Origin of the sequence: Massilia genomosp. 1, assembly GCF_011682185.1 — a bacterium.
GTDB lineage: Bacteria > Pseudomonadota > Gammaproteobacteria > Burkholderiales > Burkholderiaceae_D > Telluria_A > Telluria_A rubra.
Genome location: NZ_WHJF01000051.1, coordinates 40,091 through 48,401 on the forward strand (window position 1 = coordinate 40,091; position 8,311 = coordinate 48,401).

Annotated in this window: 7 protein-coding genes and 1 pseudogene; 7 read left to right on the forward strand and 1 reads right to left on the reverse strand. The window is 69.1% G+C overall.

Annotated elements, in window-relative coordinates:
• Positions 1-4: 4 nt before the first annotated feature.
• The 7 genes from F1735_RS19015 (at position 5) to F1735_RS19045 (ending at position 8,165) form a co-directional block, all read left to right on the forward strand.
• Complete coding sequence (locus F1735_RS19015; RefSeq protein WP_167238401.1) at positions 5-625, forward strand: pilus assembly PilX family protein; 621 nt, start codon at positions 5-7, stop codon at positions 623-625.
• Positions 622-4,449, forward strand: coding sequence for a pilus assembly protein (locus tag F1735_RS19020; protein WP_167238402.1), 3,828 nt, complete (start codon positions 622-624; stop codon positions 4,447-4,449). The genes F1735_RS19015 and F1735_RS19020 overlap by 4 nt, the downstream gene beginning before the upstream one ends.
• Positions 4,450-4,472: 23 nt before the next feature.
• On the forward strand, positions 4,473-4,922 hold the full coding sequence (locus F1735_RS19025; protein WP_167238403.1) for a type IV pilin protein: 450 nt from the start codon (positions 4,473-4,475) through the stop codon (positions 4,920-4,922).
• Entirely contained in the window at positions 4,919-5,488 is a 570-nt protein-coding gene (locus tag F1735_RS19030; protein ID WP_167238404.1) for a GspH/FimT family pseudopilin, read from the forward strand. The genes F1735_RS19025 and F1735_RS19030 overlap by 4 nt, the downstream gene beginning before the upstream one ends.
• Before the next feature lie 432 nt (positions 5,489-5,920).
• The gene (gene ribD / locus F1735_RS19035) at positions 5,921-6,997 is read left to right on the forward strand and encodes a bifunctional diaminohydroxyphosphoribosylaminopyrimidine deaminase/5-amino-6-(5-phosphoribosylamino)uracil reductase RibD (protein WP_167238405.1); all 1,077 of its coding nucleotides are present in this window, start codon (positions 5,921-5,923) and stop codon (positions 6,995-6,997) included.
• Between the two features lie 6 nt (positions 6,998-7,003).
• Positions 7,004-7,633 (forward strand): riboflavin synthase, encoded by a 630-nt coding sequence (locus tag F1735_RS19040; RefSeq protein WP_167238406.1) that lies wholly within the window; start codon positions 7,004-7,006, stop codon positions 7,631-7,633.
• Positions 7,634-7,706: 73 nt separating this feature from the next.
• The gene (locus F1735_RS19045) at positions 7,707-8,165 is read left to right on the forward strand and encodes a GNAT family N-acetyltransferase (protein WP_167238407.1); all 459 of its coding nucleotides are present in this window, start codon (positions 7,707-7,709) and stop codon (positions 8,163-8,165) included.
• A gap of 24 nt (positions 8,166-8,189) precedes the next feature.
• Here the strand turns inward: F1735_RS19045 and F1735_RS19050 are convergent.
• Positions 8,190-8,311 (reverse strand): annotated as a pseudogene (locus tag F1735_RS19050) (IS1595 family transposase); the annotation flags it as partial.

The window sequence follows — 8,311 nt, forward strand, 5'->3', positions numbered from 1 at the left end:
CGCCATGCCAAGCCTTCCTTGCCACCGTGACCGCCAACATGGCGCCGTGCTGCTGACGGCGCTGTTCGTGCTGCTGGCGCTGATGATCCTCGGCGTGTCCGCCGCCCGTAGCGCGCTGAGCAGCGAAAAATCGGCGCGCCACGAGCGCGACCGCCAGATCGCCTTCGGTGCGGCCGAGGCCGCGCTGGCCGACGCCGAACACGATATCGAGGGCGGCGGCGATCCCTCATCCGGGCGCGCGGCACTGTTTTCGCGTGGCAATGCGCTCGGCTTCGTCGACGGCTGCGGGGCCGAACGCGAGGTCAATGCCGGCTTGTGCCTGCACGTGCCGGGGCACGCGGCGTGGCAGCATGCCGATCTGTCGGGCAATGACGCAACGGCGCCGGCTGGCGTGGCGTACGGCCGCTTCACGGGTGCGCAGCTGCCGTCGGGCAAGGGCACGCTGCCGCTGCGAGCGCCGCGCTACCTCATCGAACTGTTGCCGCACACCCAGGCCGGGGCCGATGCCGCCCGTCCTCCAGGCAACTTTTATCGCATCACGGCGATCGGCTTCGGCGCACTCGATGCCACCCGGGTGGTGCTGCAAACCTTCTACCTCAAGGCGGCGCCGGAGGAGGGCACATGAGCACCGTCCTTCAACGCTTGCGGGCGCCGTTACTCACTGCACTGCTGACCTTGCTGCTCGCTTGCCGGACCTGCGCGGCCGGCGCCGCGCCGCCGCTGTTGCAAGTGCCCGACGGCGTGCTCGGCGCACCGGGCCAGATGCCGCCCAACCTGCTGATCAATCTGTCGCTTACGTTCGACGACGCCGGCGCGGCCTATCGCGGCGCGTATGCGGGCGCGACCGATTATCCCGGTTACTTCAATCCGCGCCTGTGCTACCAGTATCCGATGAAGGCCCCCGCGCGCGCGGTGCGCGAGCCCGACCTGGACGAACGCCTCGGGTATTTCGCGCCGCTCGGGCCGGCGCGGGCGGACCACGGCTGCGGCGGCGATGCTTTCAGCGGCAACGTATTGAACTGGGCCACGGCCTCGACCCTCGACCTGGTGCGCCTGGGCCTGACCGGCGGCGACCGCGTGATCGACGAGGCCGGCATCACCGTGCTGCAACGCGCCTGGTTGCCCGATGGCGCGGCGCATGCCGATTTTTATGCGAACGCGCTGCATTTCCCGCGCAAGATGCTGCCCGCCGCCGAGAGCGCGGCGCTGACCCCGTTCGGCAAAAGCGAGCTGTACATCGTGTCGTGCCGCAATCGGGTGCTGTTCAGCGGCACCAGCAAAGGCAAGAGCTGCGACGCGCCCCGTTATGGCGCGGACGGTACGCGGCTGGTGTCCGATAAATTCCACGGCGAATTTCTCGCGCGTGTGCGCGTCTGCACGCCTGAGGACAGCGCCAGCCGGCCGGCCTTATGCCGACCGTACGGCGGCGCCTTCAAGCCGGAAGGCGCGCTGCAACGGCACGCCGGCAGCGCGCGTATCGGCGTGATGGCCTACGCGGCAGGCGAGCGTGAACACGGCGGCGCGCCCGATGGCGGCGTCCTGCGCGCGCCGCTCAAGTTCATCGGCGCCCAGGCCATCGAGGCCCCGCGCTACGAGGCGCAGCCCAACCCGCGCGCCGAATGGCGCGACCAGACCGGCGTGTTCGTCCCCAATCCCGATCGCGCCAGCGGCGGCGCGGCCAGCGGCAGCATTGCCGCCATCAACCTGGCGGGCAGGAGCATGCCGGCCAGCGCCGGCAGCTACGCCGTCGGCGACCCCGGCGCGGAACTGTATGACGAAGCGCTGCGCTATTTGCAGGGCCGCGAACCGGGCGCGGCAACTGGCGGCGTCGCGCCGGATGGCTTGCCGGTGTGGGCTAGCCGCACCGACCCGGTGAGCGCCGCCTGCCAGCGCAACGTGATCGCGACCATCGGCCACCCGGCCTTTATCGACGACCGCCACGTACCGGGCAACACCCGGACCGGGCGCAACGACGCCGCGCGCCCCGCCGACGCTTTCGCCGCGGTCCGTTTCGACGTCATGCAGGCAACGCGCCGCGTCGGCGAGATGGAAGCCGACCGTGGCGGCGCCTACGGCAACAGCGCGCCCCGGTCTGACCTGGGCGAGCTCGACCTGCGTAGCGACGGGCCGAACAATGCCGGCAGCCTGTACCTGGCCGGCGCGGCCTGGTGGGCGCACACCAACCCGATCCGGCGCGACAAGCCGGTCACCATCACCAGCATGGCGCTCGAGCTCGGCGTACCGGAACGCGAGGGCGCCAGCGCGCTGTACCTGGCCGCCAAATACGGCGCCTTCGACGACCGCAACGGCGACGCCAATCCCTTCATCACCAGCGGCGAGCGGCGCGACGATACGGAGTGGCGCGCTGCCGGCGGCAGTCCGGCCGGCTTCTTTGCCGCCAGGGACGCGTTGGCGATCGGGCCGGCCATCGACGCCCTGTTCGCTTCTGCGGGTCACAGCGGCGGCGAGACGCCCGGTGCGCTGGTGGCCAGCCCCGTCGGCAAGGGGCGCGGCTTCGTGCTCCAGGCCAGCGGCGACCTGTCCAGGGCCAGCGGCAGCCTGCGGCGGCGCGCGCTTACCGTGGGCAAGGACGGCGCACCGTCCATCCCGGACAAAGTGGAATGGGACGCCGCCGAGCTCTTGAGCGGCAACGATGGCGTGCGGCCGCCGCTGCCACCCCGCACGGTGCCGGCGGCGCGCAAGATCTACACCTTGGCCTACCGGCCCGACAAAACGGTGACGATCCCGTTCGACTGGGCCAGCCTGCCGCCAGAATCGCGCGCCCTGCTTGACGTGGCCGTTGCCGGCGGCGCGCCGGACGGACTCGGTGAAGCGCGCACGGCCTTCCTGCGTGGCGAGCGCGGCATGGAAACCGGCCTGCCGGGCGGCGTCTTGCGGCGCCGCGCCAGCGTGCTCGGTGATGTGGTTCACAGCGTACCCCTGCTGGTCGGGCCGCCGCCGCCCTCGCGCGGCGAGCCGGCCTATCTCGACTTTTACAAGCGCCAGCGCGCGCGGCCCGGCGTGGCCTATGTCGGCGCCAACGACGGCATGCTGCACGCCTTCGACGCCAGCACCGGCGTCGAACTGTTTGCCTACGTGCCGCACGCCTTGACGCCGGCGCTGGCGCGGCTGGCCGACCCTGGCTACCGCCACCGGCCCTATGTCGACGCCAGCGCCGGCAGCGGCGAAGCGCTGCTCGACGGGCGCTGGCGCACCATTCTCGCTTCGGGCATGGGCATGGGCGCGCGTGGCGTCTTCGCGCTCGACATCTCCGACCCGGCCGCCTTCCACACCGGCCTTGGCGCGCTGTGGGAATTCACCGGGCGCGACGACCCGGCCATGGGCCATGTCGGCACGCCGCCGCAGGTGGCCAGGTTCCGGACCGCCGTCAAGGATGGCGTGCCGCAGTACCGCGACTTTGTCGTCGTCGCCAGCGGCATCAACAATGGCGTCGAGGATGGCGGCGGCGCGCTGTTCCTGCTCGCGCTCGACAAGCCGGCCTCCGCGCGCTGGCAGCGCGGCGTCAATTACTACCGCTTCATCACGCCGGCGTTCGATCCGGCGCAGCCCAACGCGCTCGCGCCCCCGGCGCTGGCGCTGGCCGGCGACGCCAGTGTGCGCCATGCCTACGCGGGCGACTTGCAGGGCCGGCTGTGGCGTGTCGATTTCAGCGGGCCGGCGCCGTGGAACGCGGCGCTGTCGCCGCTGTTCGACGCCCGCGACGCCGGCGGCAGGCCCCAGCCCATCGCGCATGCGCCGCGCATCGTGTTCGCCCCCGGTGGCGGCTACCTCGTGCTGTTTGGCACCGGCAAGTTCATCGAAGCGGCCGACACCCAGCGCAGCAGTTTTCTGCCGCAATCGTTTTACGCCGTCCACGATGCCTTGGGCAAGCAGCCGCCGCTGTCGCGCGCGCGGCTGGTGCCACGCATCCTGAGCGGCACGGCGCGCTATGCGGTGGCGGGCGCGCCCGCCGAACTGGACGGGATGGACGCGCCAAAAGGCTGGTTCTTCGATTTCCCCCAAACCGCCCTCGACGGAGAACGGGCCGCCGCCAGCCCGGTAATGCGCGGCGGCGCCCTGATCGTCGACACCTTGCTGCCTGGCGCCGACCTGTGCAGTGCGCCAGCGTCGCGCAGCTATGTGCTCGACGCGCTGAGCGGCCTGGCCATCGGCGCCGACGGCCGGGTGCGGTCGGGCGAAAGCACGGGCGAGCGCTACCCCACCTTGGCCGGCGTGCCGCCGCTGCTGATCGAAATCAGCGCCAGCACCGGCGCGCGCGGCGCCAGCGGGCGCGCCGAGGCGGCGCACACCTACGCCATCGTGCGCCCGCAGGACGGCGGCAAGGCGGCGCCGGCCCAGCAGGTCGGCATCCGCACCCCGTCGCGCCGCCTCGGCTGGCGCGAGCTGCATAACTGGCAAGACCTGCACGATGCGGCAAAGAAAAAGTAACCACCCAAGCAAAGGAGCCGGCAATGAAACGCAGTCGAGGCTTTACCCTGATCGAAACCATGATCGTGATGACCATCATCGCCCTGCTGGCCGCGCTGGCCTATCCCGGTTACCAGGGCTTCGTGGTCAAGGCGCGCCGTACCGAAGCCCAGGCGGCCCTGCTCGACCTGATGCAAAAGCAGGAGCGTTACTACACGCAGCACAACCGCTACCTTGCGTTTTCGGCCGACCAGGACGGACCGGAACAAGCGCGCTTCAAATGGTGGTCGGGCGGCAGCGCGAAGTCGAGCGCCTACGAACTGCGCGGCAAGCCGTGCGCCGGCCAGGCGATCGCGCGCTGCATCGTCATCGAAGCCATACCCGGCACCGACAGGGTCGACGCCACGTTCCGCGATGGCGCATGCCAGACCCTGACGCTCGACAGCGCCGGCGAACACACGGCCAGCGGCAGCGCCACCGGTTGCTGGCCATGAGGCGCGCAGCACCGCCGCCGGCGAGCGCGTTTTCGCTGGTCGAGTTGATGGTGGTGGTGCTTGTCGCCGCCATCGGGCTCACCGTTGCCGTGCCGGACGTGCGCGCCATGATCCGCCTGTACCAGCTCAACGCCGCCGTGAACGACCTGTCCGGCGCCATCGGCACGACGCGTGCGCAAGCGATGGCGCGCGGCCAGCGCGTCGTTCTCGCACCGCTTGAGCCCGCCGGTGCCGACTGGAGCCAGGGCTGGGTGGCGTTTGTCGATCACGACGGCGACCGCCGGCCGGGCGCCTCCGACGAGCTGATCGTCACGCACGGTCCGGTGGGCAAAGGCATTGTGGTCAGCGCCGTGTTTTCCAGCCAGAAGCTGCCGGATTACCTGGCTTACAACAGCGCCGGACGCAGTTGCACGGCCACCAGCAGCGCGGCGGCGCGCTGGGGCACCTTGTCGCTGTTCCAGGGCGAGCAGACGCGGCGCATCAAGATCAATATGCTCGGCCGCGCCCGCGTGTGCGATCCGGCCCGGGATGGCGCCAATTGCGAAGGGGAAGAGGAGGATTCCTAATGTCCCGAGTTACAAATTCGTTGAATAAATATGGCGATAATCGCAGCGATACTGCGTCACAAATGCTCGCCAGGCCTCGGCCTGTCTGCGCTTTGTTCCTTGTCTCGTTACGATTGCACCACATGTAATCATCAACGAATTTCTAACTCGGGACACTAGCGCTGACGCTGACAGCCTGCGGCGCGATGGCCTTGTCGCCGGCGCCGCTTGCATCGGCACTGGCGCGGCGCCTGCATCGGCGCCGCTGTAGCGCGTGGCGCGTCGATGGCGGAACGTTTGCCTCGTCACGGGCGCGGCTGAAGCGGGGCCAGATTCAGGCTGCGAAAGAGCCGGCATCGCAGCCTCCCCGGCGGGAACGGCTGTCTTGGCGTAAAATCGCGGTCAGCCATTTACGCTGGGACACTTGTGCAACGACTTACTGATTCAGCAGCCATGACCCTGGCCCTCGACTGGGCCGCCAAAGGGCTGTACACCACCTCGCCGAACCCGCGTGTCGGTTGCGTCATCGTGCGCGACGGTATGGTCATCGGCGCCGGTCACACGCAACCGGCCGGGCAGGCCCACGCCGAAATCGCCGCCCTGCGCGACGCCGAGGCCCGCGGTAACGACGTGCGCGGCGCCACCGCTTACGTCACCCTCGAGCCGTGCAACCATTTCGGCCGCACGCCGCCGTGTTCGGACGCCCTCGTGCGTGCGGGCCTGGGCCGCGTCGTCGCCGCCATGGTCGACCCCAATCCGCTGGTCGCCGGGCAAGGGCTGGCCAAGCTGGCGGCGGCCGGCATCGCCGTCAGTTCCGGGCTGCACGAAGCCGAAGCGCGCGAACTGAACATCGGCTTCCTGTCGCGCATGCAGCGCGGCTTGCCGTGGGTCCGCCTCAAGACCGCCGCCAGCCTCGACGGCATGACGGCCCTGCACAATGGCGCCAGCCAGTGGATCACGGGCCCAGAAGCACGGGCCGACGGCCATGCATGGCGCGCGCGCGCCTGCGCCATTCTCACCGGCATCGGCACCGTCAAGGCCGACGACCCGCAACTGAACGTGCGCGCCGTGGAAACCACGCGCCAGCCGCGCCGCGTCATCGTCGACAGCAAGCTCGAGATCGACCCCGCCGCGCGCGTGCTGGCCGGCGCGCCGAGCTGGATCGTGGCCGCCGTGCCCGATCCGGTCAAGCAAGCCGTGCTGCGCGCCGCCGGCCATGACGTCATCCTGCTGCCCAACGAGAGCGGCAAGGTCGACTTGCCGGCGCTGATGCGCGAGCTGGGCCGGCGCGACATCAACGAACTGCACGTCGAAGCCGGCGCCAGGCTGAACGGATCGATGATCCGCGAGGGCTGCGTCGACGAACTGCTGGTCTACCTCGCGCCGAGCCTGCTCGGCGAAGCCCAGGGCATGTTCGCGCTGCCCGCCCTGACCAGCCTCGACCAGCAACAGCGCCTGCGCTTTCACGATATTGCCCCGCTGGGCGAGGATCTGCGCATCCTCGCCCGCTTTACCCATACCAAGGAATAGACCAGCATGTTTACAGGAATCGTCGCCGCCGTCGGCAAGATCAGCTCCGTCCAACCACTCGAAGGCGGCCTTGACGCAGGCGTGCGCCTCGACATCGACGCCGGCGGCCTGCCGCTGGCCGACGTGGCCCTGGGCGACTCGATCGCCATCAACGGCGCCTGCATGACCGTGGTCGCCAAGACCGACGCCGCCTTCAGCGTCGACGTCTCGCGCGAAAGCCTCAACTGTACGGTCGGCCTCGACGCCCCGGGCGAAGTCAACCTTGAAAAAGCACTGACCCTGGCCGAACGCCTGGGCGGCCACCTGGTGTCCGGCCACGTCGACGGGCTGGGACTGGTACACCGCTTCGACGCCGTGGGCGAATCGTGGGAACTGGTCATCGACGCCCCGCGCGAGCTGGCCAAGTTCCTCGCCTTCAAGGGCTCGGTGGTCATCAACGGCGTCTCGCTGACGGTGAACCGGGTGCAAGACCTGGACGCTGCCTCGGGCAAGCTGTGCCGCTTCTCGATCAACCTGATTCCGCACACGATCTCGGTCACCACGCTCAAGCACTTGCGCGCCGGCAGCAAGGTCAACCTGGAAATCGACCTGATCGCCCGCTACGTCGAGCGCATGCTCTCGGTCGGCAAGTCCTGACCGCCATCAAAGTTTCCATCCGGCGGCGCACCCGCGTCGCGCCGCCATCCCCAGCGCCACCGAAAGCCGCCGCATGACGATCACCCTGCAAGCTGTTACCGAAGACAATTTCGACACCCTCATCGAGCTGCCCCTGCTGCCGGAGCAGCAGGACTACCTCGCCAGCAATGCCTACTCCATCGCCCAGGCAAGTTTCTATCCCGACAGTTTCTTTACGCGCGCCATCTACCTCGACGACAAGCCGATCGGTTTCCTGATGTATGTATCGCTGGCCGATGAAGGCCAGCCGGGCGAGTACGCGATCTACCGGTTCATGATCGACAGCGGCGAGCAGGGCAAAGGCTACGGCCGGCGCGCGATCGGCCTGGCGCTCGACGAGATCCGCAGCCGTCCCGATGCGAAGGTGATCCAGATCTGCTACTGGCCGAGCAACCCGGTGGCCAAAGACTTTTACGCCAGCCTGGGCTTCGTCGAAACCGGGCTGGACGAACAGGGTGAGATGTACGCGCAAATCCGCCTGGGTGGCGCTTAAGTAAGTGCGCATAAATTCTGGTGATTAGCGCTGATCTTCAGCTAACCGACACCACGCTTCGGTTCGGTTGCCCGTGGCGACAGCAGCGTACAAGAGGCGCGTCAAAATGGTCGACAAATCGAAGCGCCGGTTAAATCGATACTGAG